The sequence below is a fragment of the Sulfitobacter sp. HI0129 genome (genome assembly GCF_001635395.1).
Taxonomy (GTDB): domain Bacteria; phylum Pseudomonadota; class Alphaproteobacteria; order Rhodobacterales; family Rhodobacteraceae; genus Sulfitobacter.
Genome location: NZ_LWGH01000421.1, coordinates 1 through 26,204 on the forward strand (window position 1 = coordinate 1; position 26,204 = coordinate 26,204).

27 protein-coding genes, 1 tRNA gene and 2 pseudogenes are annotated in these 26,204 nt (G+C 64.2%); 12 read left to right on the forward strand and 18 right to left on the reverse strand.

Annotated features, from left to right (window positions below):
- The 3 genes and pseudogenes from A3764_RS11300 to A3764_RS11310 form a co-directional block, all read left to right on the forward strand.
- Positions 1 to 404, forward strand: a pseudogene (locus tag A3764_RS11300) (class II fumarate hydratase); the annotation flags it as partial.
- Positions 401 to 592, forward strand: a complete 192-nt coding sequence (locus A3764_RS11305; protein WP_067926028.1) for a DUF4169 family protein — start codon at positions 401 to 403, stop codon at positions 590 to 592. The pseudogene A3764_RS11300 and the gene A3764_RS11305, both read left to right, overlap by 4 nt.
- Positions 589 to 822 carry a ribbon-helix-helix domain-containing protein gene (locus A3764_RS11310; RefSeq protein ID WP_067926031.1) on the forward strand — a complete coding sequence of 78 codons (234 nt, stop codon included), beginning with the start codon at positions 589 to 591 and terminating at the stop codon, positions 820 to 822. Before A3764_RS11305 ends, A3764_RS11310 begins: the two co-directional genes overlap by 4 nt.
- Before the next feature lie 27 nt (positions 823 to 849).
- Here the strand turns inward: A3764_RS11310 and A3764_RS11315 are convergent, their stop codons facing one another.
- From A3764_RS11315 to A3764_RS11330, 4 genes are all read right to left on the reverse strand, one after another.
- The gene (locus A3764_RS11315; RefSeq protein WP_067926034.1) at positions 850 to 1,743 is read right to left on the reverse strand and encodes a fructose bisphosphate aldolase; all 894 of its coding nucleotides are present in this window, start codon (positions 1,741 to 1,743) and stop codon (positions 850 to 852) included.
- 67 nt (positions 1,744 to 1,810) lie between these two features.
- On the reverse strand, positions 1,811 to 3,163 hold the full coding sequence (locus tag A3764_RS11320) for a cytochrome P450 (RefSeq protein ID WP_067951598.1): 1,353 nt from the start codon (positions 3,161 to 3,163) through the stop codon (positions 1,811 to 1,813).
- Positions 3,160 to 4,428, reverse strand: a complete 1,269-nt coding sequence (locus A3764_RS11325; protein WP_067926041.1) for a hypothetical protein — start codon at positions 4,426 to 4,428, stop codon at positions 3,160 to 3,162. Before A3764_RS11325 ends, A3764_RS11320 begins: the two co-directional genes overlap by 4 nt.
- 54 nt (positions 4,429 to 4,482) lie before the next feature.
- Positions 4,483 to 5,235, reverse strand: coding sequence for a cytochrome c biogenesis CcdA family protein (locus A3764_RS11330; protein WP_067926044.1), 753 nt, complete (start codon positions 5,233 to 5,235; stop codon positions 4,483 to 4,485).
- A 93-nt stretch (positions 5,236 to 5,328) separates the two neighbouring features.
- On the opposite strand from A3764_RS11330, the gene A3764_RS11335 reads away from it, so the two are divergent.
- A complete protein-coding gene (locus tag A3764_RS11335) occupies positions 5,329 to 5,556 on the forward strand; it encodes a sulfurtransferase TusA family protein (RefSeq protein WP_067926047.1) in 228 nt (75 codons plus the stop codon).
- A gap of 73 nt (positions 5,557 to 5,629) precedes the next feature.
- Here A3764_RS11335 and A3764_RS11340 read toward each other — a convergent pair whose 3' ends face one another.
- On the reverse strand, positions 5,630 to 8,506 hold the full coding sequence (locus A3764_RS11340) for an Rne/Rng family ribonuclease (RefSeq protein WP_067926049.1): 2,877 nt from the start codon (positions 8,504 to 8,506) through the stop codon (positions 5,630 to 5,632).
- Between the two features lie 545 nt (positions 8,507 to 9,051).
- Between A3764_RS11340 and A3764_RS11345 the strand changes: the two genes are divergently transcribed.
- Entirely contained in the window at positions 9,052 to 9,363 is a 312-nt protein-coding gene (locus tag A3764_RS11345; protein WP_067926050.1) for a hypothetical protein, read from the forward strand.
- 37 nt (positions 9,364 to 9,400) lie between these two features.
- On the opposite strand, the gene A3764_RS11350 is transcribed toward A3764_RS11345, so the two are convergent.
- Genes A3764_RS11350 through purC form a run of 5 tightly spaced genes read right to left on the reverse strand, consistent with a single transcriptional unit; the run spans position 9,401 to position 14,222 of the window.
- Positions 9,401 to 10,735 (reverse strand): sigma-54-dependent transcriptional regulator, encoded by a 1,335-nt coding sequence (locus A3764_RS11350; protein ID WP_067926051.1) that lies wholly within the window; start codon positions 10,733 to 10,735, stop codon positions 9,401 to 9,403.
- Between the two features lie 5 nt (positions 10,736 to 10,740).
- Positions 10,741 to 12,501 (reverse strand): sensor histidine kinase, encoded by a 1,761-nt coding sequence (locus tag A3764_RS11355; protein ID WP_067926055.1) that lies wholly within the window; start codon positions 12,499 to 12,501, stop codon positions 10,741 to 10,743.
- 36 nt (positions 12,502 to 12,537) lie between these two features.
- Positions 12,538 to 13,206, reverse strand: a complete 669-nt coding sequence (gene purQ, locus A3764_RS11360) for a phosphoribosylformylglycinamidine synthase subunit PurQ (protein ID WP_067926059.1) — start codon at positions 13,204 to 13,206, stop codon at positions 12,538 to 12,540.
- A complete protein-coding gene (gene purS / locus A3764_RS11365) occupies positions 13,206 to 13,436 on the reverse strand; it encodes a phosphoribosylformylglycinamidine synthase subunit PurS (RefSeq protein WP_067926062.1) in 231 nt (76 codons plus the stop codon). Before purS ends, purQ begins: the two co-directional genes overlap by 1 nt.
- 24 nt (positions 13,437 to 13,460) lie before the next feature.
- Entirely contained in the window at positions 13,461 to 14,222 is a 762-nt protein-coding gene (gene purC, locus A3764_RS11370; protein WP_067926065.1) for a phosphoribosylaminoimidazolesuccinocarboxamide synthase, read from the reverse strand.
- Positions 14,223 to 14,434: 212 nt separating this feature from the next.
- Between purC and A3764_RS11375 the strand changes: the two genes are divergently transcribed.
- A complete protein-coding gene (locus A3764_RS11375; protein WP_067926068.1) occupies positions 14,435 to 14,752 on the forward strand; it encodes a DUF1476 domain-containing protein in 318 nt (105 codons plus the stop codon).
- A gap of 122 nt (positions 14,753 to 14,874) precedes the next feature.
- Positions 14,875 to 15,888 carry a betaine--homocysteine S-methyltransferase gene (bmt, locus tag A3764_RS11380; protein ID WP_067926071.1) on the forward strand — a complete coding sequence of 338 codons (1,014 nt, stop codon included), beginning with the start codon at positions 14,875 to 14,877 and terminating at the stop codon, positions 15,886 to 15,888.
- Here the strand turns inward: bmt and A3764_RS11385 are convergent.
- Positions 15,885 to 16,967, reverse strand: coding sequence for a PA0069 family radical SAM protein (locus tag A3764_RS11385; RefSeq protein WP_067926084.1), 1,083 nt, complete (start codon positions 16,965 to 16,967; stop codon positions 15,885 to 15,887). The genes bmt and A3764_RS11385 overlap by 4 nt on opposite strands.
- Before the next feature lie 193 nt (positions 16,968 to 17,160).
- Between A3764_RS11385 and A3764_RS11390 the strand changes: the two genes are divergently transcribed.
- From A3764_RS11390 to A3764_RS11400, 3 genes are all read left to right on the forward strand, one after another.
- Positions 17,161 to 17,865, forward strand: a complete 705-nt coding sequence (locus A3764_RS11390) for a corrinoid protein (protein ID WP_067926074.1) — start codon at positions 17,161 to 17,163, stop codon at positions 17,863 to 17,865.
- A 67-nt stretch (positions 17,866 to 17,932) separates the two neighbouring features.
- Positions 17,933 to 18,112: a hypothetical protein gene (locus A3764_RS11395; protein ID WP_067926077.1), complete on the forward strand. Its 180-nt coding sequence runs from the start codon at positions 17,933 to 17,935 to the stop codon at positions 18,110 to 18,112.
- The gene (locus A3764_RS11400) at positions 18,109 to 18,747 is read left to right on the forward strand and encodes a DUF1638 domain-containing protein (RefSeq protein ID WP_067951599.1); all 639 of its coding nucleotides are present in this window, start codon (positions 18,109 to 18,111) and stop codon (positions 18,745 to 18,747) included. Before A3764_RS11395 ends, A3764_RS11400 begins: the two co-directional genes overlap by 4 nt.
- A 13-nt stretch (positions 18,748 to 18,760) precedes the next feature.
- On the opposite strand, the gene A3764_RS11405 is transcribed toward A3764_RS11400, so the two are convergent.
- A complete protein-coding gene (locus tag A3764_RS11405) occupies positions 18,761 to 19,180 on the reverse strand; it encodes a SufE family protein (RefSeq protein ID WP_067928668.1) in 420 nt (139 codons plus the stop codon).
- 121 nt (positions 19,181 to 19,301) lie between these two features.
- On the opposite strand from A3764_RS11405, the gene A3764_RS11410 reads away from it, so the two are divergent.
- Positions 19,302 to 19,832, forward strand: a complete 531-nt coding sequence (locus tag A3764_RS11410; protein WP_067928666.1) for a hypothetical protein — start codon at positions 19,302 to 19,304, stop codon at positions 19,830 to 19,832.
- 33 nt (positions 19,833 to 19,865) lie between these two features.
- On the opposite strand, the gene rnd is transcribed toward A3764_RS11410, so the two are convergent.
- The 3 genes from rnd to purM form a co-directional block, all read right to left on the reverse strand.
- Positions 19,866 to 21,023 carry a ribonuclease D gene (gene rnd / locus A3764_RS11415; RefSeq protein ID WP_067928664.1) on the reverse strand — a complete coding sequence of 386 codons (1,158 nt, stop codon included), beginning with the start codon at positions 21,021 to 21,023 and terminating at the stop codon, positions 19,866 to 19,868.
- 81 nt (positions 21,024 to 21,104) lie between these two features.
- Complete coding sequence (gene purN, locus A3764_RS11420) at positions 21,105 to 21,695, reverse strand: phosphoribosylglycinamide formyltransferase (RefSeq protein ID WP_067928662.1); 591 nt, start codon at positions 21,693 to 21,695, stop codon at positions 21,105 to 21,107.
- The gene (purM, locus tag A3764_RS11425; RefSeq protein ID WP_067928660.1) at positions 21,692 to 22,738 is read right to left on the reverse strand and encodes a phosphoribosylformylglycinamidine cyclo-ligase; all 1,047 of its coding nucleotides are present in this window, start codon (positions 22,736 to 22,738) and stop codon (positions 21,692 to 21,694) included. The genes purN and purM overlap by 4 nt, the downstream gene beginning before the upstream one ends.
- A 115-nt stretch (positions 22,739 to 22,853) precedes the next feature.
- Between purM and A3764_RS11430 the strand changes: the two genes are divergently transcribed.
- A tRNA-Ile gene (locus tag A3764_RS11430) sits at positions 22,854 to 22,930 on the forward strand.
- An 11-nt stretch (positions 22,931 to 22,941) separates the two neighbouring features.
- Here the strand turns inward: A3764_RS11430 and A3764_RS11435 are convergent.
- The 3 genes and pseudogenes from A3764_RS11435 to A3764_RS25165 all read right to left on the reverse strand — a co-directional run.
- Positions 22,942 to 24,615 (reverse strand): thiamine pyrophosphate-dependent enzyme, encoded by a 1,674-nt coding sequence (locus A3764_RS11435; protein WP_067928657.1) that lies wholly within the window; start codon positions 24,613 to 24,615, stop codon positions 22,942 to 22,944.
- Positions 24,616 to 24,729: 114 nt separating this feature from the next.
- A complete protein-coding gene (locus A3764_RS11440) occupies positions 24,730 to 25,695 on the reverse strand; it encodes a DMT family transporter (RefSeq protein ID WP_082851092.1) in 966 nt (321 codons plus the stop codon).
- A pseudogene (locus tag A3764_RS25165) lies at positions 25,689 to 26,204 on the reverse strand (FAS1-like dehydratase domain-containing protein); the annotation flags it as partial. The gene A3764_RS11440 and the pseudogene A3764_RS25165, both read right to left, overlap by 7 nt.

The window sequence follows — 26,204 nt, forward strand, 5'->3', positions numbered from 1 at the left end:
AGGCGCTGACGCAGGTCTGCGCCCATGTGCTGGGCAATGACGCCGCCGTAGGCTTCGCCGGATCGCAGGGTCATTTCGAACTGAACGTCTACAAGCCCATGATGGCCTACAACGTGCTGCAATCCATGCAGCTTCTGGGCGATGCCAGCGTGGCCTTCACCGACAACCTGATCGACGGATTGCAGGCCGATGCCGACCGGATCGAAAAACTGATGCGTGAATCGTTGATGCTGGTGACGGCGCTCGCGCCCGAAATCGGATACGACAACGCCACCAAGGTCGCGAAGACGGCGCACAGGAACGGCACCACCCTGAAGGAAGAGGCCATCGCCCTCGGCTTCGTGGATGCCGAAACCTTCGAACGCGTGGTGCGGCCCGAGAACATGATTGGCCCGAAGTCATGAGCGCGCCCATCAACCTCAACAAGATCAAGAAAGAGCGCAACCGCGCCTCCCGCCGCGCCCGCGCGGATGAGAACGCGGTGCAGTTTGGCCAGACCAAGGCGCAGAAAGACTTGCTAAGGGCGCGGGCCGAACAGATCGCGCGCAATCTGGAAGGTCACAGGCTGGACACCGACAAGAAAGAAGGATGACGGGCAGGCCCGTCAAACATTCGGTGACCTTGCGGGGTCACCGGACGTCCATCTCGCTCGAAGCGGCGTTCTGGGACGAATTGCGCAAGATCGCCGCGCGCAGGGATCTGCCGATCAATGCGCTGGTGGCAGAGATCGACGAAGCGCGAGAGATGGATACCGGGCTGGCCTCGGCGATCCGGGTTTACATCCTGTCGGACCTGCGCGCGCAGGTAGCGGAGCGGGACTGACCCCGCTTCGCCCTGCCCCGCCGCCGATCAGGCGATGGAGGCGCGGTAGATCTTGTCGATATTCGCACCCAGCGCATCGTCGAACTCGGCATCCGACATCTTGACGTTCAGCCCTTCGGTCAGCGCCCGGCTGAAGCTGGCGATCATCTTGTGGTTCTCGGCCAGTTTTTCGCAGGCTTCCGCGGTCGAATAGCCGCCCGACAGCGCCACGACACGCAGGACGTTGGGCATATCCGCCAGCGCGTCATAGCGGCCCGGCACATCCGGAATGGTCAGTTTCAGCATCACCATCTCGCCTTCCGGCAGGGCGCGGATATGCTTGAGCAATTCACGCTCCAGCATCTCTTCGGCTTCGTTCTTGGAGTTTGAATCGATGCTGACTTCGGGTTCGATGATGGGAACCAGACCTGCCTTGCAGACCGCCTTGGCCACCTCGAACTGCTGGGCGACGACGGCGCCGATCCCGCTTTCGTTCGCCTCGTGGATGACCGAACGTTCCTTCGTTCCGAAGATACCGGCCTTTTTCGCGCGTTCCAGCAGAACATCAAGCTCCGGCATGGGCTTCATCAGCTGGACGCCGTTTGCCGTATCCTTGAGGCCCTTGTCGATCTTCAGGAAAGGCACCACCCCCCGGTCCTGCCAGAGCAATTCAGCCACCGGCTTACCGTCAATCTCGGCATCCATCGTCCGCTCGAAGAGGATCGCGCCGATCACCTTGTCGGATGTGAAATCGCGGGATTTGATGATGCGGGCGCGCATGTCGTGCATGGCGGCGAACATCTCTTCCTCGCCGTCGTAGTCTTCGGACGTCACGCCATAAAGGCCGAGCGCCTTGGGGGTGGAGCCACCCGATTGATCCAGTGCCGCGATGAACCCCTTGCCCGTTTCCATCTGCTGCTTCTGTGTTTCGTCAATCGTCATGGTTGCCCCGTACTACCTGATTCCGTTCCGCATCTGTCTAATTCAATCGCAGCCGCGATGATAGAACCTACCGGCGTTCGAAACGTAACCAGATGCCCTTGTCTGACCGAACCGTCAGATGCGCCACGGGAACGGGGCGGCGGCCTTCCACCGGGTGGACCGAAAAATCGCGAAGGATGCGCGCCAGCAGCAGGGGGCCTTCGATCATGGCAAATCCTGCCCCCGGACAGACGCGCGCGCCCGCGGAAAAGGGGATAAACGCCTCGCGCTGGCAGGTCTGGCCGTTGGGGGTGCCCCAGCGGGCGGGATCGAACCCGTCAGGGTCTTCCCACAGGCGATTGTGGCGGTGCAGGTGCCACGGGCTCAGCACGACCTGCGCGCCCGGCTCCACCTTCCGCTCGCGGAACTCTTCGGGGCAGGTCGTTTCCCGCACCATCATCGGCACGGGCGGGTAAAGCCGCAGGGTTTCGCGAAACACATCGCGCGTGTCCTTCAGGCGTGAGATGAGCGCGAAGTCGGGCCGGTCGAGCTGTTGCGCCTCTGCTGCGACACGCGCCTGCCAGTCGGGATGCGTGGCAATCAGGTACAGCGCCCATGCAAGGGCCGAGGCGCTGGTTTCGTGCCCCGCGAGAAAGAAGATCGCGACCTGATCCACCATTTCGGGCGTATCGAACTTCTCGCCGCTCTCGGGGTCCGCCGTCGACATGATCTNGGTCGCAAGATCGTCGGGCGCGGTGCCGGCGGCGATTTGCGCCATCCGTTCGCGCGTGAGATCGGTGATCAGCCTGCGGATGCGCTTCGCGGCCCGCCGCGTCGCGCGGGAAAACAGCCGCGGCATCCAGCGCGGGAGGGGGATAAAGGCCCCGAGGTTGAGCAGCGGCTGGCTGCGCTGATAGGTCTTGAACTCCGCAAACACCTCCCGCGCGATGCGGTGTTCGATGGGGATCGAAAACAGGGTGCGAAAAATCACGTCCGCCGCGGCATGGCTCGTCTCCGCTTCCACCTCGACGGGGCGTCCGCAAAGCGGCCCGATCCGCTCCACCGCCGCATCCGCCGCACCCCACATGGCAGCATAGGTTTCCCGCAGGCGCCCGCCCTCGAAGGCCGGGTCGATGATCCGGCGCTGCCGCTTCCACCTGTCGCCATTGGTTAGAAAGACCGAGTCCCCCAGCAGCGGGCGCAGACCTTCGCCGATACGGTCGGATTTGGGGAAATCGTCAGGCCGCTCGCGCAGGACCGTTCTGACCAGTTCGGGCTGATTGATCATGTAGCTGCGGAAGAACGGCGTACGGAACTCCGCCATCCACGCGCGGTAAAGCCGGGCGGGCTGGGCCGAGAGGATATCGCTGCGAAAGAGGCGCGCATACTGGAAAAGCGACACCTTCTCGGCGCGCGAAGGCGGCTTCGGCGGCTGGGTCATGCCGCGACGGAGGTGTATTTGCTGACCGCCCGGTCGATGCGTGAGCGGGAGGGCGCGCGCCCGGCATAGCGCGCCGCCAGCGTCTTCGGCCCTGCCGTGATCTGGAAGTAGTCGTAATCCTTTGGCCGGTCGAACGCGCAGAGATACTGGAAATGCAGGCGGAAAAACCGCCAGCGCAATTCCTTCCAGCGTTCGCGCGAGAGGCTTTGCGTAAACGCCGCCGAAAATACCAGCGGCCAGCGCTTGTTTTCCGGCGCCACACCCGACACCGCGACCGGATCGCAGAGCGCAAAGGCACATCCGTCCCCCGGGGCCGTGACGTCCACCCACGTCAGTTCGTCGCGCGCCGAAAGATAACGCAGATCGTTGCGCAGCCGCTCCGCCCGGGGCAGGAACGAGACCATCGGCACCACCTGCCCCAGCGACAGGAACGCCAGGGCCGGGCCATCCTGCGGCAACCGGCCATCGCGCAGCAGGTCGGCAAGGATGGAGACCGCCAGATGCGCGCCGGAGGAATGGCCAACGATCAGCACCTCCTCCACGTCATCGCGCATGGCTTCGGCGATGTCGTCGGCGAACCGGGCCATCCGCTCCTCAAGCTCGGGTGGATTGGCCCCCATGGAAGCCGCCGAATAGGCGTAATCGTGCATCAGGTAATAGGCAAAGAACTTGCCGTCCTTGCGCTTGAACCACGACAGCACGGCCCAGCCCGCGAGCACGCCAAGCCCCAGCGTGACTGCCAAAAGCAGCAGGCGCCCCGCCCCCTTGACATCACCCCCCAACGCGCTGAGGCCGAACACCAGAACCGTTTGCAGGACGCGATGCACAGCCCAGCCCACCAGCAGGGCCAGCCCGAGTTGCAAAAGCAGCATCCCCACTGGATAGAGCGCCGCGATGACTGGCCCCTTGCGCAGCTTCATCAGCCGCCAGAGCGCGCCGGACCCGATATAGGCCCAGGCCGTGCGCAGCAGTTGCAAATAGGTGGCGGGGATCGAATTGCTCATGCTGTCGCGCACGATGTCGGACCAGACCAGAACCTCGACATCGCTGCGGACCTGCCGATGCTCGATCATGGCCTCGACTGTCCAGCCGTAGTTGCGCGGGGTCTTGCGGGGTTTCAGCGCCAGATCGTAACCGCTGATCCCGGCCTGCGCGCGGCCTTCCTTGCGATAGAGCTCCCGGTAGCGCCGGGGATGAATGGGGTCGTAGCCGGGGATGTAGAACACCCGGCGCCGCCTGACGGTCTGATCCCGATTCTCTGCCATGCCGTTCCCTGCCTTGCGCGCAGTCTAACGGCCCTTTCCGGCGAGAGTAAGGCGTCAGCCGAGGCTGCCGAGCGCGGGGAAGTTTTCCAAGAGCCAGAAAGAGAAGGTGCTGAAAGCCCCCGTGACCAGGGCAAGTCCCACGATGATCAGCAGAATGCCCATGATACGCTCGATCAGCTTCATGTGAGGCTTGATGCGGTTCATGAAGCCAAGCGCGCGGGTGATGAACATGGCCGCCAGAAGGAAGGGAATGCCCAGCCCCGCGGCATAGATCCCCAGCAAAAGCGTACCCCGCGCCACGGAAGCCTCCGACGCGGCGAGCGACAGGATCGCGCCCAGTTGCGGACCGATGCAGGGCGTCCAGCCAAAAGCGAAGGCCAGCCCCAGCAGATAGGCCCCGAAGGACGACCCGCCCTGATCGCCCGCCTCCAGCCGCGCCTCCTGATCGAGGAAGGGCACCCGGATGACACCGAGGAAATGCAGCCCGAAGACAATCACCACGAGGCCCGAAATACGCGCGAAAAGAACCTGATTTTGCAGGAAGAACGCCCCGAAGGCCGAGGCGGTGAACCCCAGCAGCAAGAACACCGTGCTGAGCCCCAGTACGAAGAAACAGGCCGCGACCACGGCGCGGGTGCGGGCGGCGCGCTGGCTCGACATGTCGTTGAGGGACACGCCGCTCATATAGGCGAGGTAGGGCGGAACGATGGGCAGCACACAGGGGCTGAGGAAGCTGATGACGCCCGCCACCAGCGCCACGAGCATCGCGGGAAGCAGCCCCGCATCGATGATTTCTATGCCAAACATGGTCCCGGGTTAGCCGGAATGACGCCCGCCGTCACGTGCCAGTTTGTCACAAGGCTGTGGACGGCTTGAAACAACTGTCCTATCTCCGCCTGCATGACACGCCATGATCTCGATGCCACAGGGCTGCTTTGCCCCCTGCCCGTTCTGAAAGCACGCAAGCGTCTTATGGCGCTGGAACCGGGCGATTTGCTGGTGCTGCGGTCGGACGATCCGGCGGCCATCATCGACGTGCCGCATTTCTGCGCGGAGGCCGGGCATGCCCTGCTGTCCCAGCGGGATGAAGCGGGCGTCGCCATCTACGAAATTCGCAAGGGCGGTTGAAACGCCGTCGCGGTCGAGCCTTCCGGCAAAACTGAAAGGGCGGGCCATTGGCCCGCCCCTGTTGTTTCGGGCCTCAGCCCCCCAGTGACCACCAGCCGCGCCGCTTGGGCTTTGGCTTGGTGTCCGCCTCCGGTTCGGCTTCCGCCGCCGGTTCGGGCGCGGGTTCCGGTTCGGGCGTGGCCTCCGGCTCAGCTGCCGGTGCCGCTTCTGGCTGGGGTTCTGCCGGGTCGATGGAGCGGATCTGCGCTTCGGCCACCGGTTCGGGGGTGGCTTGGGCCTGCGTCGGCTCCGACGTCACGGTCTCAGCCGGTGCCGGGTCGGCTGCGGGTGCCGCATCCTCGGAAGCGGCAGGCGCATCCGTATTCTGCGCCTCGGCATCCGCCTTTGCGGGCTTCGCCTTGCTGCTGCGGGACCGGCGGGCGGGCTTCTTGGGCTTCTCCTCTTCGGATGAAGCCTCTGCAGAAGCATCCCCCTGATCCGCCGTTTCGTCGGCGGCGTCGGACTTGCGCTTGCGCGAGCGTTTGGGCTTGGCCTCTGCCTCTGCCGGGGTGGCCTCCTCGCTTTCTTCGGTCTTCGGCTTGGCGCGGGACCTGCTGCGGCTTGTGGGCTTCGCCTTGGGCTTGTCGCCTTCAGCGGCATCCGGCGTCACTTCGGCGTCATCTTTCGGAGCCTCCGCCGCAGTCGCATCACCCTGCTGCTTTTCAGCGACAGCATCCTGCTTGCGATCGGGTTCGCCGCGATCTTTCGACCCACCGTTGCCGTTGTCGCCGTTCTGATCCCCGTTCTGATCGTCAGACTTGCCACCACGACCCCGCCGACGACGGCGGCGCCGCTTCTTGGGCTTCTGTTCGCCGTTGTCACTATTGCCGCTGTCGTTGTTGCCGTTGCCGTTGTCATCTTCGGCATCAGCGGCGTCTTCGTCCGTGCTGTCGGCTTCATCCTCGTCGATCTGGTCCATCAGCGAGGTATCGACGGACACCACATGGGCAGGTGCCACCGGCACGCTGCGCGTCGCGGTCTTGAACTTCTCCATCGAGAAGTCGGGGCTGACCAGATGGGGGTCGCCCTCGATCCGCACGGAAAGGCCATAGCGCTGTTCGATCTGGGCGATATGTTCGCGCTTCTGGTTCATCAGATAGTTCGCGATGCCCACCGGGCATTTGATCAGCACTTCGCGGGACCGGCGGCGGGTACCCTCCTCTTCGATCTGACGGATGATCGACAGCGCGAGGTTGTCGTCCGACCGGATCAGCCCGGTGCCGTGGCAGGCCTGACAGGGCTGCGTCGTCGCCTCGATCATGCCGGGGCGCAGGCGCTGGCGGCTCATTTCCATCAGGCCGAAGCCGGAAATGCGACCCACCTGAATACGCGCACGGTCGGTCTTGAGCTTTTCCTTCATGCGCTTTTCGACGGCGGCGTTGTTGCGCCGTTCGTCCATGTCGATGAAGTCGATCACGATGAGACCGGCGAGGTCGCGCAGACGCAACTGGCGCACGACTTCGTCCGCCGCTTCGAGGTTGGTCTTGAGCGCGGTCTGCTCGATCGAGCCTTCTTTGGTGGCCCGGCCGGAGTTCACGTCGACCGCGACCAGTGCCTCGGTCACGCCGATCACGATATAGCCGCCCGAGGGCAACTGGACCGTGGGGTTGAACATGCCGGAAAGATAGCTTTCCACCTGATAGCGCGCGAAAAGCGGCAAGCCTTCGGAATAGAGTTTCACGTTTTTCGCATGGGACGGCATGATCATCTTCATGAAGTCCTTGGCAATGCGGTAGCCGCGCTCGCCCTCGACGAAGACCTCGTCGATCTCGCGGTTGTAGAGGTCGCGGATCGACCGTTTGATCAGGTCGCCTTCCTCGTAGATCTTCGCCGGCGCGATGGATTTCAGCGTCAACTCGCGGATTTGCTCCCACAGGCGCTGAAGGTATTCGTAGTCGCGCTTGATCTCGGCCTTGGTGCGCTTGGCACCCGCCGTCCGCACGATGAGACCGGCCCCCGTGGGCACCTTGATCTCGTTCGCGATCTCTTTCAGCTTCTTGCGGTCCGCCGCATTCGTGATCTTGCGGGAAATGCCGCCGCCCCGGGCGGTGTTGGGCATCAGCACGCAATAGCGCCCGGCAAGGCTGAGATAGGTCGTCAGCGCCGCACCCTTGTTACCGCGCTCTTCCTTCACGACCTGCACCAGCAGGATCTGGCGGACCTTCACGACCTCCTGAATCTTGTAGCGGCGCGGACGCGGCTTGCGGACCGGGCGGATGTCTTCGCTGTCGTCTTCCTCGGCGACGGATTCGATGCTTTCGTCCTTGCGGGCGGCATCGGCGACGCTGCTGTCGTCTTCGTCGTCATCATCCTCATCGGAATCGCCGTTTGCCGCGCGGTCTGCCCGCCCGGATGGCTTTGCGTCCGTGTCGTCCGATCCGGCATCCGTATCGTCTTCGGGTTCCTCGACCGGGGTCTCTCCGACCCGCTCCATCGGAGAAGACCCTTCTTCGGTCTCGTCATCCTCTCCCAGATCGACAGTTTCCATGCCCTTGATCTCGGTGGAGGTCACCGCATCGTCGGCGTTGGTATCTTCGGCCTTGCTGCGTGAGCCGCGGGAACGGGTACGCCGCTTGGGCTTTTCCTTGTCGTCGTCGTCGTCCTTGGCGGCCTGTGCCTCGGCATAGGCGCGCTCTTCCTCCAGCAGGGCCTGCCGGTCGGCGACGGGGATCTGGTAGTAGTCGGGATGAATTTCCGAAAAGGCGAGGAAACCGTGGCGATTGCCGCCGTAGTCAACGAAGGCCGCCTGCAGCGACGGCTCTACGCGGGTTACCTTGGCGAGATAGATATTCCCGGCGAGCTGGCGCCGGTTCTCGGATTCGAAGTCGAACTCCTCGACCTTGTTTCCGTCCACCACGACCACGCGCGTCTCTTCCGCGTGGGTGGCATCGATAAGCATTTTCTTAGGCATAAATCCATTGTGCACAGACCGGCCGGCGGGCCCCCGGGGGGTGCCTCGCGCTGCGGGATGTGTCTTGTCAGGGCGACGAGGGACGCGGCAACAGGCAAGGCCGTACCGGCTCTTGTCTGTTCGCTCATGGCATCTGCACGCGTCATCGCGGTTCTTCTCCGACGCGGTACGGGGGGTACACCCTCGTCCGCATCCATTCATTAGCTGCGCCTTGTCGGGGTATCCCTCGCAAAGTGTCAGCGGTTCTTCGGCCGTCACCGGCCCAATCGGTCCGACCCGCAACCCATGCGGCTGCTGCGATCGGCGAAACTCTCACTAGTCGGCCCGCGTTTGGCGCGCGGCACGACCTCGGACTGCAGTTAAGGGGTTTGGGGTGCGAAAGACAATGGTCAATCGCTTATGAGGGCCGGAATGGCGAAAATGCGGGGGCTCGCTTGACAAGCGGAAGGGCCTTGGAAAAAGTTCACCGAAGGGCGCAGAACGCACCCTTTTGCTCGATATTTCCATCCGCAACGGATGGCTCCCGCATATTGAAGGACTGCCCCATGCCGCTTTTCACCCGCTCGATTTCCGCCCTTGCCCTTTCGCTCGGAGGGCTTGCAGGGTGCGATGAAATGGCGTTGGCGGACGATCCGGCGGCACTGGCCGAACTGCGCACGCATAAATCCTGCATCGCGGCGGTAGAGCAGCATACCGGCGTTAGCGGCGGCACGATCAACCGGACCATCCCCATCGTCGAGACGAACCAGTATGTCATCGACCTGCCGGGCGGTGCGCCGAAATGGACCTGCTACACCGATGCCGAAGGCAAGGCGCGCGAATTGATCCTGACCCGGCTGGGCACCTCTGCAGGCTGACGCCGGCGCCCATCTGGGCACCGGCAGCCCGGCACAGTCAGAGGTAATCTGACCGCTGCAAAGCGTATTTCGCCATCTTCTCGTTCAGGGTTCGGCGTGGCAGGCAGAGTTCGTCCATCACGCTGGCAATGGACCCCTTGTGGCGGCGCATCGTGTTGTCGATCAGCATCCGTTCGAACGCCTCGACATATTCCTTGAGCGGCTTGCCCTCGGTCGTCATGACGGGCTGCATGTCATCATGGTCCGACATCAGAAGGGAGGCGATGGTGCCCGAACCCCGGCGCGATTGCAGCACCGCGCGTTCCGCCACGTTGATCAACTGGCGCACGTTGCCGGGCCAGGGCGCCTGCAGAAGCTGGGCGGCCTCCTGCGCGCTCACCTGGGGCGAGTCGCAGCCATATTCATCGGCAAACTGCTCGCTGAGGCGGGTAAAGAGCGTCAGAATATCCTCCCCCCGCTGGCGCAGCGGCGGCACGGTGATACGCAGGGCGGCAAGCCGGTAGAAAAGGTCGGATCGCAGCGCGTCCTCCGACGTGCGGCCAGCCTCCTGAAGGTTGGAGATGGCGACGATCCGGGTTTCTGCCGGGGTGCCCTGTTCGTTGATGACGCTCAGCAGCCGAGCCTGCAGTGTTTCGGACAGCGCCTCGATGTCTTCGAGCACAAGTGTCCCGCCGCGGGCCTCTTCGATGGCGGGAAGCTGCGCGTCCTCGGGCTGCATGGGGCCGAAGAGGCGCTTGGACAGCGTGTTTTCTTCCAGTGCGCCGCAGCTTACCAGTACGAACTTCTTGCCCGCCCGGCTGCCCACCGCATGCAGCGCATGAGCCACCAGCGTCTTGCCGGTGCCGGTTTCCCCGTCGATCAGCACATGACCGTCCGCCTGACCGAGATCAAGGATATCTTCGCGCAACCGCTCCATCACCGGGCTCTGACCGATGAGCTTTTTCATCAGCTGGCCGCCATCCGACAGTTCGCGGCGCAGCGCGCGGTTGTCCATGACCAGACGGCGGGCATTGGTCGCCTTCTTGGCCAGTTCGCTCATCCGGTCGGGGTTGAACGGCTTTTCGAGGAAATCGAAGGCCCCTACCCGCATCGCTTCGACGGCCATGGGCACATCGCCGTGGCCGGTGATCATGATGACCGGCAGCGCGCTGTCGCTGCCCATGAGCTTTTTAAGAAACTGCATGCCGTCCATTCCCGGCATCTTGATGTCCGAGATGACGATGCCGGGATAATCGGGACCGAGAATCTTGAGCGCATCTTCAGCGCTGGCGAATGTTTCGGTGTCATACCCCGAAAGCGCCAGCCACTGGCTGATGGATTGACGCATATCCTGTTCGTCGTCGACGATCGCGATTTTCATAGCCTGAGCCATTGTCTTTACTCCGCCGCCTGGGAGGCGGTCCCTGTGCCCTCTATGGGCAATTGCATTTCGAAGACCGCGCCGCCGTTCTGGCCATTCCGCGCGGTCAACCGACCCCCGAGATCGTTCACGATCCCCGAGGAAATGGCCAAGCCGAGCCCGACGCCATCGCCGGGTTGCTTGGTCGTGTAGAAGGGTTCGAACAGCTGATCGAGGTTTTCGATCCCCGGACCGTTGTCCCGTACCGTCAAGGTCGCCGTCTCTCCTGCTGAAAGTATAATGTCCACCTGCGGATTGCGTTCCGATTTGGTGGCATCCAATGCGTTGCGCAACAGGTTGACCATCACTTGTTCGATCCGCATGCGGTCCCCCGTCACGATGACGGGCTGTTCGGGCAGGATCCGGCTGATCTGGACCTGCCGCTGGCGCAACTGTGGCTCCATCATGGATAGGGACGAGGCCAGCGCAGCACCCATGTCCACGGGGGAGAACGCCTCCTGCCCCTTGCGGGCATAGGATTTGAGCTGCCGGGTGATGGCACCCATCCGCTCGATCAGGTCGTCGATACGGCCAAAGGAGGACAGTGCCTCCTCCGGGCGGTTGCGGCGCAGCAAAAGGCGCGCGCCGGCAAGATAGGTCTTCATCGCGGCGAGCGGCTGGTTCAACTCATGGCTGACGGCGGCGGACATTTCGCCCAAGGCGGCCAGTTTGCTCGACTGTTCCAGCGTCTGTTCGGCCACGGCGAGCGTTTCCTGAACGCGCTTGCGCTCCGCGATTTCACGCTGCAGCGCCTGATTGAGCGCGCGCAGCTTCGCCGATTCCCGCTGGAAAATGGCAAGACGGCCTGCGGTGCGGCGGCTGAGGGCGTAAAAAGTCAGCGCCAGCAGAATGGCAAACCCCATCACCTCCAGCGCCAATACGCCGTTCACCTTTTCGCGGACGGATTCATAGGTGGTAAAGCTGACCATTCGCCAGCCACGGAACGGGATGCGGTTTTCCAGCCGCATCACCGCCTCGCCCTGCAGATAGGCATCCGGCGGCAGGGCCGTCCAGTCGGCGGTGGCCTTGATCGCGCGTTCGATCGCGTTTTGCGGCGTATGATTGGCCAGTGCTTCCTTTTCCGTCAGCCCACGCCAGCGCGGGGCGGTGGCCAGAATGATCTCCCCATTGCTTTCCGTTACGATCACGGCATCGGAAATACCGGCCCAGGCGCGTTCGAATTTCTGCAGGTCGACCTCTGCCGCGATCACGCCCAGCGTGGTGCCGCCTTCCTGAATGCGGCGCGAATAGAGAAACCGGTAGCCTGCGCTTTCTCGCTTGATCACGCTGAAGATCGTGGCGTTGGAGCGGATGGCATCCACGAAATAGGGCTCCGACCGATGCTGGGAGCCGAGGCGGTTGCGGTCGGTCGCGGCCACGATGCGTCCGTCGATGTCGTAGAGCATGAGGGAGGCGGCCCCGATTTCTTCCACGAAAGAGATAAGCCGCTGGGTGGAAAGCGAATAATCCGCCGATTGCAGGGCCGCGATCAGCGTCGGATCACGCGCCAGCAGTTGCGGCACGATGGCGTTCTGGCGCAGTTCGGCCAGCAGATTCCCGCTGTAGAGTGCTATCCGCAGTTCCGCCCGGTTGCGCGTGCTGTCGGTGAACCGGTCGGTCAGCAGCTTGTTGGTGACGGAGATCGTCACCGCCGCGACGACAAGCAGGAAACCCACAGCCAGACGCACCCGCCAACCGACGGTCGTCCGGGGCCCAGCGGAGGGTTGTGATGTTTTCATGAGACCAATCTACGCCCCGGGGCGGGTCTACTCAAGTCAGGCGGCGACAAGCGCCCCGGCCAGCGCCGCAAAGAGCGCCTTGCCGTCGGTGCCGCCATGGGCCGCATCCGCCGCCCGTTCGGGATGCGGCATCATGCCGAGAACCCGCCGGTTTTCCGACAGGATGCCCGCGATGTCATCCTGCGCGCCGTTCAGCGGACGGGAATAGCGGAAGGCCACGCGATCACTATCGCGCAAGCCTGCGAGCGTGTCGGGATCAGCGAAGTAGTTGCCATCGTGATGCGCCACGGGAATGGCGATTTCCTGCCCCCGGGCATAGTCGGCAGTAAACGCGCTGTCGGTGGTTTCGACGCGCAGGCCCACGGTCCGGCAGATGTATTTCAGACCCGCGTTGCGCAGCAGCGCCCCGGGCAGCAAACCGGTTTCCGTCAGCACCTGAAACCCGTTGCAGACCCCCAGCACATAACCGCCCCGCTCCGCATGGGCCGCCACGGCCCGGCAGATGGGGGAATTGGCTGCAATCGCACCGCAGCGCAGGTAGTCGCCGTAGGAAAAGCCGCCCGGCACACCGACCACGTCGATATTGTCGGGCAGGGCGCTGTCCTTGTGCCAGACCATCGAAACCTCGGCCCCGGCGGCGCGGAAGGCCACGGCCATGTCGCGGTCGCAGTTCGATCCGGGAAAGACGATGACAGCGGCGCGCATCAGCCCATCTCCACCGCGTAGGATTCGATCACAGTATTGGCGAGCAGCTTCTCGCACATGGCGTTTACCTCGGCCTCGGTGGTGCCGTCTGCGAGGTCCAGTTCGATGACCTTGCCCTGCCGGACCCCGTTGACCCCCGCAAAGCCGAGCGATCCGAGCGCATGGCGCACCGCCTCCCCCTGCGGATCGAGCACTCCGTTCTTGAGCATGACATGCACGCGAGCCTTCATGGATCGTCCCCTTCGTTCCGGGTCTCAGTTGATGAGCGTGGGCTTGGTAATCGGCGCCGCGTTCTTGGGCATGACACCCAGCCGCGTCGCCACTTCGGTATAGGCGTCAGTCAGGGAACCGAGATCGCGGCGGAACACGTCCTTGTCGAGCTTCTGACCGGTTTCCATGTCCCACAGGCGGCAGCTGTCCGGGCTGATCTCATCGGCCACGATAAGCCGCTGGAAATCGCCGTCATAGACGCGCCCGATCTCGATCTTGAAGTCCACAAGGCGGATCCCCACGGCCATCATCACCCCGGAGAGGAAATCATTGACCCTGAGCGCGAGGCTCAGGATGTCGTCCATGTCCTGCTGGCTTGCCCATCCGAAGGCGGCGATATGCTCCTCCGTGACCAGTGGATCACCAAGCGAATCGTCCTTGTAGCAATATTCAACGATCGGGCGCGGCAGTTGTGTGCCCTCGTCGATGCCCAGGCGTTTGGACATTGATCCTGCGGCGAAATTACGCACGATCACTTCCAGCGGAATGATCTCCACCTGCCGGACAAGCTGTTCGCGCATGTTCAGGCGGCGGATGAAATGCGTGGGCACGCCGATCTGGTTGAGTCCGGTCATGAAAAATTCGCTGAGCCGGTTGTTCAGCACGCCCTTGCCTTCGATCACGTCTTTCTTCTGCGCATTGAAAGCGGTCGCGTCATCCTTGAAATACTGGACGATCGTGCCCGGCTCGGGACCTTCGTACAGGATCTTCGCCTTGCCTTCGTAGATCTTCTTGCGCCGGGCCATGGGCGTCCTTTCCGCTGGGGCCGGGGAAGCTCCCGCGGCACTTGCGCACCTCATAGTGCAAGCCCCCCCTTCCTGCAAGCAGCCCGGTCGAGGGTGGCAGAACGCATGAGGGATCAACCTCCGGTATTACCGAGACCTGCAGGCTCACCCTTGTACAGAGCGCGCGGACACCGCATATCCAAAGGGAAGACACCGGACGAAGGAACCCCGCCATGACCACATTCGACGATCGCGAACGCAGTTTCGAGAACAAATTTGCCCATGACGCCGAGATGCAGTTCAAGGCCGAGGCCCGCCGCAACAAGCTCTTGGGTCTCTGGGCCGCGGACCTTCTGGGCAAGACCGGCGACGAGGCAGCCGCTTATGCCCGTGACGTCGTCAAAGCCGACTTCGAGGAAGCCGGGGACGAGGACGTCTATCGCAAGGTCTCCGGCGATCTGGGCGACAAGGCCGATGAGGCTACCATTCGCGGCAAGATGCTTAGCCTGATGGCCGAGGCGAAGGCCCAGCTGATGGCCGAAATCGATTAACCCGTCGCGGGTGGCCGCGGGCCACCCTCCCCCCTGCCCGCCTCATGACGAGTTGCGGCGAATGCGCTTGCGCTCCCGCGGCGCTTCGTGAAATCAGGCGCAAAACACGTCAGGAGCGCATCATGTCCGACATTCTCAACGAATTGCTGGCCCAGCGGGGCGTGCTGCTGGCCGATGGCGCCACGGGCACCAACCTGTTCAACATGGGGCTGATGTCCGGTGACGCGCCCGAATTGTGGAACACCGACGAGCCGCAGAAGATCATCGCGCTTTATCGCGGCGCGGTGGACGCGGGCAGCGACCTGTTCCTGACCAACAGCTTCGGCGCCAATGCCGCGCGCCTGAAACTGCATGAGGCCGAGAAGCGCGTGCATGAACTGAGCCGCGTGGCGGCAGAACTGGGCCGCGAGGTGGCCGACAAGGCGGAGCGCAAGGTGATCGTCGCCGGTTCCGTCGGACCGACTGGCGAGATCATGGAACCCGTGGGCGCGCTTTCCCATGCGCTGGCGGTCGAGATGTTCCATGAAACGGCGGACGGGCTGAAGGCCGGGGGCGCAGACATCGGCTGGCTGGAAACCATCAGCGCGCCCGAAGAATACCGCGCCGCTGCCGAAGGTTTCGCGCTGGCGGGCTTGCCGTGGTGCGGCACCATGAGCTTTGACACGGCGGGCCGTACCATGATGGGCGTCACCAGCGAAGCGATGGTCGACATGGTGCATGCGCTCGATAACACGCCGCTGGCCTACGGGGCGAACTGCGGCACCGGTTCGTCGGACCTCTTGCGCACCCTGCTGGGCTTTGCCGCGAAGGAAGACAAGCTGCCGCTCATCGCCAAGGGCAACGCGGGCATCCCGAAATATCACGACGGGCATATCCACTACAACGGCACCCCCGAATTGATGGCAGATTATGCCGTGATGGCCCGCGATTGCGGCGCCAGCATCATCGGCGGCTGCTGCGGGACCATGCCCGAACACCTGCGCCACATGCGCGAAGCGCTGGACACACGCCCCAGGGGAACAGCACCCGAATTGCCTGAAATCGTCGCCAAACTGGGCGATTTCTCCTCCGCCAGCGACGGCACGGACGGCGAAGGCCCGGTACGCGCGCCCCGGCGCGGACGGCGGCGCGGCTAGAACAGGCTGAGCTGCGCGGACTCGGGCTTCGGCGGGCGGAACAGATCGGTGCGCATGGGGGTGGCCCTTGCGTTCAATCCCAGCCGCCGCACGGCCACGTCGAAGCGCCGTGCGATCAATTCCGCATAGGGCCCTTCCCCCCGCATCCTGCGGTGCCAGGCCGAATCGTATTCCTTGCCCCCGTGCATTTCCCGCAACCGGGCCATGATCCGTTCTGCCCGGTTAGGATAATACTGCGCCAGCCAGTCCTGGACCAGCGGCGAAACCTCCCGCGGGAGGCGCAGCATGATCCAACTTGCGTGGCGCGCACCCGCTGCCTGCGCATCGGCAAGGATCGATTCCAGCTCCGGGTCCGTCAGCGCGGGGATGACGGGTGAAACCATGACCCGAACCGGCACGCCGGCCTCTGCCAGCCTGCGCATGGTCGCCAGACGCCGGGCCGGCGCGGGGGCGCGCGGCTCCATCAGGCGCGACAGCGCCGCGTCACGGGTCGTGACCGACAGGCCAACGCGGACTAGCCCCCGCCGGGCCATGTCCGACAGGATGTCGATATCGCGTTCGATCAGGCTGCCCTTGGTCACAATGGCGACGGGATGGCCCGCCTCGGCCAACACCTCCAGACAGCGGCGCATGATCCCATGCCGCTTTTCGATGGGCTGATAGGGGTCCGTGTTCGTCCCGATGGCAATGGGCGCCACTCGGTAGCTGCGCGCCGCCAGTTCGCGTTTCAGCACCTCCGGTGCATCGGGGCGTGCGACCAGCCGCGTTTCGAAATCCAGCCCCGGAGAAAGGCCCAGATAGGCATGGCTGGGCCGGGCGAAACAATAGACGCAGCCATGCTCGCACCCCCGGTAGGGATTGATCGAACGGTCGAAGGGAAGGTCGGGCGAACGGTTGTAGGTGATGATCCGCCGCGGGCGTTCCTCTGTCGTTTCGGTGCGCAGCATCGGCAGGGGCTCGTCCTCTTCACGCTGCCAGCCGTCGTCCACGACTTCCCGGCGGTGCCGCTCGAACCGGCCCGCGTGGTTGGTGCCCGCCGCACGACCGGCGATCCTGTATCTGCGGTCTTCGAAATCCATGAAGAAAAAATAGAACATTGCGCGAACATCGACAAGAGCATGCAGTGCGCGCCCTTCACTTCCCCGCGCCGATGGCCCTATCATGGCGGCGCCCACGTCGCGCAAAGTTCGGCCAGTGTCGCAAACTGTCTGACCTGCGCGTATGTAACGTGACAAAAGGACGCGAAAGCGATCCCGCGCAAAAGGAACGGCCATGTCCGAAGAAGACGAAATCATCCTGTCGGAACTCGACGACGAGGAACTTGTTCAGCAGATGTTCGACGACCTTTACGACGGTCTCAAGGAAGAGATCGAGGAAGGCGTGCGGATTCTGCTCGAGCGTGGCTGGGCCCCCTACGACATTCTGACAAAGGCGCTGGTGGGCGGCATGACCATCGTCGGCGCCGACTTCCGCGATGGCATCCTTTTCGTTCCCGAAGTTCTGCTGGCCGCCAACGCGATGAAAGGCGGCATGGCGATCCTGAAGCCGCTGCTGGCCGAAACCGGTGCGCCGCGGGTCGGCAAGATGGTGATCGGTACCGTGAAGGGCGACATTCACGACATCGGCAAGAACCTCGTGTCGATGATGATGGAAGGCGCCGGGTTCGAGGTCGTGGACCTCGGTATCAACAACGCGGTGGAGAAATACCTCGAAGCGCTGGAAAACGAGAAGCCGGAAATCCTCGGCATGTCCGCCCTGCTCACCACGACGATGCCTTACATGAAGGTCGTCATCGACACGATGGTCGAACAGGGGATCCGCGACGACTATATCGTTCTGGTGGGCGGCGCCCCGCTGAACGAGGAATTCGGCAAAGCCATCGGCGCGGACGCCTATTGCCGCGACGCCGCCGTTGCGGTGGAAACGGCCAAGGAATGGGTCGGTCGCAAGCACAACGCGATGTCCTCTTCCGCCTGAACCGGATAGGCGGGGGGCTGCAAAACGCGCCCCCCGTGCTTACCTTGGCAAGAGAAGGAGACGCATCATGCCGATACTCTATCTTGTCCTGCTCATTGCCGGTGTCATCTTCGCGGCCGGGCTAACCGTCTGCGTGGCGATGTTCGCCGGTGCCTCCGGCGGGGGCGCGTTCCTCGGCGTCTGGGCCGTGCCGCTCCTGCTTCTGCTCGCCCTTGGTGTCTACCTCATGCGTCGGCGGTCCGGATGACACTGTCCGATGCCACCCTCACGGATCGCGGCCTGCCGCTCGAAGCCGAGACTGGGCGCATCCTGCTGATCGCCTGCGGCGCGCTGGCACGGGAAATACTGGATCTGAAGGCCGCGAATGGCTGGACGCATCTGGACCTCACCTGCCTGCCCGCGAAATACCATCTCTACCCCGAAAAGATTACCGATGCCGTGCGGGCCGCCGTGGCACGCCACCGCGACAGCTATGACGAGATCTTCGTGGTCTATGCCGATTGCGGGACCGGCGGCACGTTGCAGGCGGCCTGCGACGAGTTGGGCGTGCAGATGATCGCAGGGCCGCATTGCTACAGTTTCTTCGAAGGCAACGACCGCTTCTCGGAAATCGCCGAGGATGAATTCACCGCCTTCTACCTGACCGATTTCCTCGTCCGGCAGTTCGACGCCTTCATCGTCAAGCCCATGGGCCTCGACCGGCATCCCGACCTGCGGGACATGTACTTCGGCAATTACGAAAAGCTGGTCTATCAGGCCCAGACGGACGATCCCGAACTGACCGCCAAGGCACGGCGCTGCGCCGAACGGTTGGGCCTGCGCTTTGAACGCAGGTTGACCGGCTACGGGGATCTCGAAACCTCGCTCGCGGCGCTGCGCTGACAGGCGCTGTGCCTCAGGCCGAAGAGGCGCTCTGCGCGGCGGTTTCGCGGATCCGCTCGATCATGGCGCGCAGCCCGTTGGACCGCTGCGCCGACAGGTGATCGTTGAGGCCGAGCCGTGCCATTTCGGCGCGGGCATCCAGCGCCACCACTTCCCGCGGGGTCAGCCCGTTATAAAGCTTGCGCAGCACGGCAATGAGGCCCGAGACGATCATCGCATCGCTCGCCCCGTCGAAATGCAGCTTGCCGTCATCGAATTGCGCGTGCAGCCAGACCTGAGAGGCGCAGCCCTCCACCTTGGTGGCCGGCACGCGCAGTGCTTCGGGCAGCGCGTCCATCGCCTTGCCCAGATCGATCACATGACGATAGCGGTCTTCCCAGTCGTCCAGAAACTCGAAATCCTCGACCAGCTCCTCGAAGGCTTCCTGCGCCATTTGCGGTCTCCTTCCATTTGCAGCGTCCGAGGCGTAGAACGCCGCCGCGCAAAGGTCCACCCCCTTCCCAAGCCCGGGCCGATAGGATAGTCAAACTTGCAGCAAGAACGAAAGCGGACCTATGCGCAAGACCCTGACACTCCTTTTGGTCGCAACCTTCGCATTGGGCGGTTGCAGCACGGTCCGCGATAGCCGGGTCAATCCGTTCAACTGGTTCGGATCTGCCCGTACCGCGCCGCCCCCCGTCCGCGAAGCGAGCCCGCAGACCAACCCGCTCATTCCTGAGTCCAACGGCCTCTTTTCGCGTCTGCGTGCCGAACCGGAAGAGGAATATCTTGGCCGGCCCTTCGATCAGGTAGCTGATCTGGTTGTCGAACCGGTTCCCGGCGGCGCCATCATCCGGGCAACGGGGGTGGCCGCGCGGCAGGGCATCTACGCGGTGCAGCTTACACCCGTGAACGAGGAAGAAGAACCGGTGGACGGTGTGCTGAGCTACCGGCTCGAAGGGATCCGCCCTGATTTCAATACACGTGTCGGCACGCAGCCTTCCCGCGAAGCGATCGCGGCGCGGAAAGTGACCGATCAGACGCTCGCGGGTGTGACGGCCATTCGCGTCGAAGGCCAGCGCAACGCGATTCTGGCCCGTCGCTGACCGCGCGTTCAGCGGGCTGAGCGAAACGGCTTTCTAAAGCTCCACGACCTTCACGTCGCTGCCGATGGCGGTCAGTGCGATTTCGCCCTCGCAGAGGCGCAGCGCGTCGTTTCCGAACACCTCCTGCCGCCAACCGTTGAGCGCGGGCACGTCGCGCAACCCCGCCGCGATGGCATCGAGGTCCGAGGCGGGCGCGATCAGCTTCGCTGCCACGCCGGCGCTTTCGGTCTTGGCCTTCAGCAAAACGCGCAGAAGGTCCGCCAGCGCAGGGTTCACCTGCAGCTTGTCGCGGCTTCGGTCGATCTTGGGCATATCGCCCGGCTTGCAGGCAACCCCCGCCTTGACCGCGCGCAGGATGCCGTCGGCAATCTCGCCCTTGCGGGCATCGCGCAGCAGCAGGCGGGCGCGGCCCAATTCCTCATATGTGGCGGGCTTCAGGCTCGCCAGTTCCACCAGCGCGTCATCCTTGTAAACCCGGTTGCGCGGAATGTTCCGCGACTGTGCGAGGCTTTCGCGAAAGGCGGCCAGTTCGCGCACGATGGCGAGGAACTTCGCCGAATTGGTCCGGGTCTTCACCCGCTTCCAGGCATCCTGCGGCGCGGTGACATAGGTATCGGGGTTGGTGAGCGTTTCCAGCTCTTCGGTGACCCAATGACCGCGCCCCGTCTCTTCGAGCCGGGCCGCGAGAAATTCGTAGATCTGGCGCAGGTGGGTGACATCGGCCAGCGCATATTTCTTCTGCGCCTCGGACAGGGGACGCCGGGACCAGTCCGTGAAACGCGATGTCTTGTCGAGCGACTGATGCGCAATCTTGCGCACCAGCGTCTCGTAGCCGACCTGCTCACCGAAGCCGCAGACCATGGCCGCCACCTGTGTGTCGAAAAGCGGTTCAGGAAAGACCTTCGCATCGACGAAGAAGATCTCCAGATCCTGACGGGCGGCGTGAAAGACCTTCACCACCGAGGTATCGCGGAAGAGATCGTAGAGCGGCTCCAGCGACAGGCCATCTGACAGCGGGTCCACCAGAACGGCGTTGCTATCGTCCTGCCCGGGCATCGCAAGCTGCACAAGGCAGAGTTTCGAATAATAGGTGCGTTCACGCAGGAACTCGGTATCCACGGTCACGTAGTCGTGGCGGGCCGCCTCCCGGCAAAACTCGGCGAGATCGGCTGTCGTCGTGATCGTTTTCATGAAGATCCTTCACTGGACGGGGAACCGCAATGGGCCTGTTGCATGCCTATATCAACCCCGCGGCCTTGACCAGTATGCAACCTATAGGTTCACGGGCCTGCGATCCCCCGCCGCGAAACGGCGCAGGACAGCAGGGTAAAGCTGATGTTCCCGTGTCAGGACACGCGCGGCCAGCGTATCGGGCGTATCGTCCGGCAACACGGGCACCCGCGCCTGCCCAAGGATGGGGCCATCGTCGAGTGCGGCGGTGACCTCATGCACCGTGCAGCCATGTTCGCGGTCCCCCGCCTCTATCGCGCGGGCATGGGTGTTGAGCCCGCGATAGAGCGGCAGCAGCGAAGGATGAATGTTGATCATCCGGCCCGCCCATGCGTCGGTGAAGCCCGCCGTCAGTTTGCGCATGAACCCGGCAAGGCAGATGATCTGCGGATCATGGGGCGCCAAGGCAGCCTGCAGCGCCGCCTCAAAGGCCGCGCGGTCGCCCGCGAAGGGGCGGTGGTCCACCACCTCGGTGGCGATGCCCTGCGCGCGGGCCCATGCGATACCCCCGGCTTCGGCGGTGTTGGACAGCACCACGCAGGGCCGTGCGGGGTGATCGCCTGTCATGTCCGACACCAGCGCCCGCATGTTCGAGCCGCCGCCGGAGATCAGAATGGCAACCCGTTGGGTCAAAGCAGGCTTCCGTGATAGCGCAGCCCCTCGCCCGCGACGATCCGGCCCGCCTCGAAGGCGGCATGGCCGTCTTCGGCGAAAGCCGCCTTCGCCGCATCGACCTTTTCGGCGGGAACGACGGCGATCATGCCGACGCCTGCATTGAAGGTCTTGAGCATTTCGGCTTGCTCCATGCCGCCGACCTCCGCCAGCCACTGGAACACGGGCGGAAGCGACCAGCTTCCCAGATCAATCTCGGCCCCCAGCCCTTCGGGGAGGACGCGCGGCAGATTTTCCGTCAGCCCGCCGCCGGTGATATGGGCCAGTGCGTTCACCGCATCGTCGCGCAAGGCGGCCACGGCCCCCTTGACGTAGAGCTTCGTGGGGATCAGCAGCGCCTCCCCCAGCGTGGTATCGGACCACGGGCAAGCATCGTTCCAGCCCAGCCCGCTGCGCTCCACGATGCGCCGCACGAGGCTGTAGCCGTTGGAATGCACCCCGGCGCTCGGCAGGGCGAGCAGCACGTCGCCCGCCTCTACATTGCGCGGCAGATCCCGCCCCCGCTCCATCGCGCCGACGGCAAAGCCAGCGAGATCGAAATCACCGCGCGCGTACATGCCCGGCATTTCAGCCGTCTCGCCCCCGATCAGGGCGCAACCCGACTGCGCGCAGCCTTCGGCGATGCTTTCGATGATCGCCGCCGCCTGATCCAGTTCCAGCTTGCCGGTCGCGAAATAGTCGAGAAAGAAGAGCGGCTCGGCCCCCTGACAGACAAGATCGTTGACGCACATCGCCACCAGATCGATGCCGATGCCCGATACATTGCCGGTGTCGATGGCGATGCGCAGCTTAGTACCCACACCGTCCGTAGCCGCCACCAGAACGGGGTCGGAATAGCCTGCCCCCTTGAGGTCGAAAAGCGCGCCGAAACCACCGAGGCCCGACATCACCCCGGGCCGGGCCGTGCGCTTTGCCGCGGGTTTGATCCGGTCGACCAGCGCATTGCCCGCGTCGATATCGACACCGGCATCGGCATAGGTCATCGCTGTCTTGGACGTCGTCATCGCAGGCTCCTTCGGGGCGGACAGAGGCGTTGCGCCGGGGTTAGTCGATCAACTCCGCCAGCGCAACGGCAAGTCTTGACGAAGCCCCCCGCGTTGCATACCCAAGCCCCGTGGCGGGCCTGTAGCTCAATTGGTTAGAGCAGAGCGCTCATAACGCTTTGGTTGCGGGTTCAAGTCCTGCCGGGCCTACCATGCCGTCACCTTCAGCTCCCGCTCCGCTCCAATGCAGCCGCGCGCATCTGCGACAGGGTGACACGCGGGGTCAGCGCCTCGGCCGAGACCACGAGGTCGAGCACCGCCCCATTGCCAGAAGCGCGCGCGCGTTCGAAAGCCGCCGCAAAGTCCTGCGTTTTCTCGACCCGTTCCGCGTGGAAACCATAGGCTTTGGCAAGTGCTACGAAATCGGGGTTCACGTCCATCTCGGTTCCCGAGACGCGGGTGGGGTAGTTGCGTTCCTGATGCGCGCGGATCGTGCCGTAGGTGCCGTTGTTGACGATCAGAAAGATAGGCTGCGCACCGTATTGCGCCGCGGTCGCCAGCTCTTGCGAGGTCATCTGGAAATCGCCGTCGCCCGCGAAACAGACGACCGTGCGGCCCGGCTCCGCGATCTTGGCGGCGATGGCCGCGGGCACGCCGTAGCCCATGGCGCCGGACTGCGGGGCCAGCAGGCGGGCGGAAGGGCCGAAGCGGTAGAACTTGTTGGGCCAGACCGCGAAGTTCCCCGCCCCGTTGGTCAGAATTGCATCCTCGGGCAGCACCTCGCGCAGGTGTGCGGTGACCTTGCCCATATCGACAGGGCTCGGCAGGTCCTCAAGGTCAAAGCCCGCTTCCCATGTCGCCCTTGCCTGCTTGCGCCAATCCGCCCAATCCCCGGAAACCGGCGTCTCTGCCAATGCCACGGCAAAGGCGTTGTGGCCGCAACAGATCCCCAGTTCCGGCTGATAAACCTTGCCAAGCTCCCCGTCCGAGGCGTGAACATGCACCAAGCGCTGATGCGGCTCCGGCACCTCCAGCAGGGTCCAGGCTTCGGTCGAGTTCTCGCCGAACCGGTTGTTGAGGGCGAGGATCACGTCCGCGCTCCGGATCAGGTCGCGCACGCCGGGCATCATGCCGACCCCGGCCTCGCCGCAAAAGGTGTCGGAATGGTTGTCGTACTGGTCCTGATAGCGAAAGACCGAGACGACCGGGATGTCGGAGCTCTCCGCGAAGCGCTGCAGGGCCTCGGACCCTTCCGCCGTCCAGTTGCATCCACCAAAGAGGATGAGAGGCCGCGCCGCCGAGGCGAGGATTTCGCGCGTCTGCGCCACGGCCTCCGCCGCCGGCGCGGCTTCGGGATAGGTGCCGGAACCGGACAGGGCGGCGACGTCGGTGAGTTGGGTTAACATATCCTCGGGCAAGGCGATCACGACGGGACCGGGCCGCCCCGTCGTTGCCGTCTTCCATGCCCGGGCGAGGATTTCGGGGATCCGCGCCACATCGTCGATCTCCGTCGCCCATTTGGCCATGGTGCCGAACACGGCGCGGTAGTCGAGTTCCTGAAAGGCTTCCCGGCCGCGCATGTCGGTCCCGATCTGACCCACGAAGAGCAGCATCGGCGCGCTGTCCTGCATGGCGGTATGCACACCGATGGAGGCATTGGTGGCACCGGGGCCGCGCGTGACCATGCAGATGCCGGGCTTACCCGTCAGCTTGCCCCATGCGGCGGCCATGAAGCTCGCCCCGCCCTCGTGCCTGCAGTTGATGAAGTCGAGCCGCCCCCTGGTATCGTGCAAGGCGTCCAGCACGGCGAGGTAGCTTTCTCCCGGCACCCCGAATGCCTTTGTCGCACCCAGCGCCAACAGAGATTCCACCAGAAGATGCCCACCATGTCGTTTCATCGTCTCGTTCCTTTCAAAGTGGCGGGCGGCCTGCCGCACGGGCCGCGAAGTTCCCGCTATGATGCGGATCGAAACAGCATTCGCGGAGGATTGGCAACCAAACGGGCGCGCGCACTAACGCAACAGCGGGCGCCTCGGGGCGGGCAGTGTCGTCCAGACGAGGCACAGCAGGATCAAACCCACGCCGAACCATGCGGCGGGCGGCAGCGATTCACCGACCACCGTAGCGGCAAGGACGGCGGCAACAGCAGGCTCGAACAGCGTGAGGGTCGTAGCGGTGGAGGCCTCCACCCGGGCAAGGCCCCCGCCGAAAGCGAGATACCCCAGAAACATCGGCACAATCGCCATATAGAGACCGACCGCCATGTTCCCCGCGCTTTCCAGGAACCCGGCCCCCGTGACCAGAAGCACCGGCAGCAACAGCAGCCCGCCCGCGCCGAATGTCGCGCCCATGGCGGCGCGCGGCGGCACCCCGCGCCGCATCATGCGCTGCGCTGTCCAGGAATAGCCCGCGTATGTCCCCCCCGCCAGAAGACCGAGCGCCGCGCCCAGCGGCACATTCCCGGCAAGGGTCTCATCCCCTTCGGTGAGGCTCAGCAGGAGGATACCGGCGAGCCCCAGCGCCGCGCCCACCGCCCAGTGCAGCGACAATGGCCGATGGTCCATCCGGTTTTCGATCAGGGCCGAGACCAACGGAGCGGAACCGATGGAAACGACCGTCCCCACGGTGACCCCCGCAAAATGCATCGATGCGTAGAACGCCAGCGGATAGATCGCGACGGCCACCGCGCCGATGGCCCAAGCGGTTGTCTGCGCGCGCAGGATCGCCCGGTGCGACATGATATGACGCCACGCGGTGAGCGCCTGCAACAGCCCGCCAATGCCCATGGCCGCCGCCCCGATCGCAAGCGGGCCGACCCCCGGCGCGAAGGTCGCGGCGGTGCCGGTCGTCCCCCATGCCACGGCGGCGAAGAGACAGAGGAGCGCGCCCATGGTGCGTTGATCACCGCTCCCCCCGGAGGTCTTGCTGCCTGTCGAAGCCTCGGTTTCTGCGCCTGACGTGGCGATCGCCTCTACCATGTGGCCGTCGCCACCATCGCGCGGGGGCCGTTTGCCTGAGCCGTCCAGAGCTGCATTTCCTCCCCCTCTTGGGTCGCGTTCAGCGTGAAATCAGAGGTGTCGAAGACCGGGGAATGGCTACGGAATGCGAAGCGGCGCGGTGGCTTGCCCGAAAGCGTCCGGGCATATTGGCAGAGCAAAGTGGCCTGCAGCGGGCCGTGCACCACAAGACCGGGATAGCCTTCGTCCTCGCGGGCATAGACAATATCGTAGTGAATCCGATGCGCATTGAAGGTGACCGCAGAATAGCGAAAAAGTAACGCACGGCTGGGGGTTATGCTGCGATGTTCCTGCCCTTCCGGGGCCTTCTGCCCTTGGCCCGGCTTATGGGTCGAAGCTGCCTCGCGGTAAACGATATCCTGCCGCTCGGTCAGCGCTTCGACCCCGTCACAGCGATACACGTGTTCGACGGTGACAAAGCAGAGCGGCCCGCTGCGCCCCTCTTTCGCAACGACATCCCTAACCGTCGA